This is a genomic window from Bacillus sp. GMs2/2, from assembly GCF_050172095.1.
Classification (GTDB): domain Bacteria; phylum Bacillota; class Bacilli; order Bacillales; family Bacillaceae_G; genus Bacillus_A; species Bacillus_A cereus.
In genome coordinates this window covers 1-1,891 of record NZ_JBNLYE010000576.1, presented here as the reverse complement: position 1 = coordinate 1,891, position 1,891 = coordinate 1, and the positions used below count along the sequence as shown (strand labels likewise).

Below are 1,891 nucleotides of genomic sequence, written 5' to 3'. Positions count from 1 at the left end.
TAGCTCAGTAAATGCATGAATATGAATAGGTTTACTGTAATAATAACCTTGAATAAACTGACATTTATTTTTTTGAAGGAAATTTACGTGCTCTTTCGTTTCTACACCTTCAGCAATGACAGACATTCCTAATGTATTTGCTAATGTGATGATCGTTTTAATAATTTCCATTCCATCATCACATGTTTCAGACATTGTAATAAATTCTCTCGGGATTTTTAACGTATCAATTGGATACAAAGGTAAGTAGGCTAGCGAAGAATAACCTGTACCAAAATCGTCGATAGAAATGTGAATCCCTAAACTTTTTAGTGTACGCAGTTTTATCAATGTTTCTCGCTCATCCATCATTGCAATTCGCTCTGTTAATTCAAGATCAAGAGAGCTTGCTGGTAAACCTGTATTTGTTAAAGTAGAAGAAATAGACTTTACAAAATCCTCTTGTTCAAATTCCTTAGCAGATAAATTTACACCTATTTTTAAATGTGAATATCCGAGTGCGTGCCAACGTTTCATTTGCTTGCAAGCCTGCTCTAATGTCCATTTACCTATTGAAATAATTTGTAGTGTTTCTTCTGCAATCGGAATAAACTCGTATGGAGAAATAATACCTAATTCAGGATGATTCCACCTAATTAAAGCTTCTGCACCGATAATTTTATTAGATTCACTATCAACTTGAGGTTGATACAAAAGGAACAATTCTTCATTTTGTAGTGCGTTTGGTAAATCTTTTTCTAATCGTAATCGTCTTTCAATTTTTTTAGCGATTACATCGTCATAAATAGAGACAGAGTTAAGCTCTTTTGCTTTTGCATCATACATTGCAACATTAGCGTTTTTCAGAAGTGTAGCGGTATCGATTCCGGAATGTGGATAAATAGCGATGCCGATACTCAGTGATAAAGTTAATTTATGCTCATGTATGATAAATGACTTTTTCATGCATTCAAATAACTGGTTACATAATTGGAATAAGTAATCTTCGTCAGTATAGCTTTCAATTATGATTGTAAATTCATCGCCACCGATTCTTGAAAGATGAGTATGTGATGGAAGACATGATTGGAATCGCTTTGCTACTTCTTCTAATATGTAATCTCCTGATGAATGTCCAAGTGTATCGTTAATTGCTTTAAAGCGATCTAAATCTAAATATAATAATGCAAACTCGCTTGCTGTTATTTTAGCATTTTTTATAACTCTCTTTAATTTCTTATGGAAAAAGGCACGGTTCCCAATTTTCGTTACAGTGTCATGGAATGCTAAATATTTTATTTCTTCTTGCTGTTTTTTTAGTGCAGTAATATCTTTCACCATAATATAGCTTCCTGAAATTTGTCCGTCTATTATAATAGGAATGATTGTAACGTATAAAAAATAAGTAAAGCCATCTTTATATTGAGAACTAAGTTGTAAGAATGCCGATTCTTGTTGTTTCACTTTTTCTAATGCCATTGCTAGCTTATGCTTCTCTTCATCTAAAATGATTGAAAAACAAGTTTCACCTAGTAACTCATCTGTTGGTGCCCCAAGTAGTACACTCCCAGCCTTATTTACATTTAAGAATATTCCATTTAAATCAATGGTGAAGATAGGGTCAGGATGATATTCATATAATGATTTAAACTTTTGCTGTTTTTGGGAAAGAGCCTCTGATTTATGAACTAAATCAGACGTCCGTAAAGTAACTTTTTCTTCTAATTGGGCATTAAATGCCTGCAAACGTTTTGTTAAGGAATTGTTTTGCATACGTACGATAGAATGACGAATGAGTACGAAAATAAAAGTAATACAATTTCCTGTAATGAGAGTTGAAGATGATGTTTGTTCTTTTAATGTAAACCCGATTAGTATTGCAACAGCAAGATAGGGAAATACAACTAAAGCT

General features: G+C 32.7%; 1 protein-coding gene. It reads right to left on the bottom strand.

Translation table 11 applies throughout. The annotated features are described in order from the left end of the window. Positions 1 to 1,891 (bottom strand): EAL domain-containing protein (locus ACQGS6_RS27505; RefSeq protein WP_426965959.1); only part of this gene is annotated, 1,891 nt, incomplete at both ends.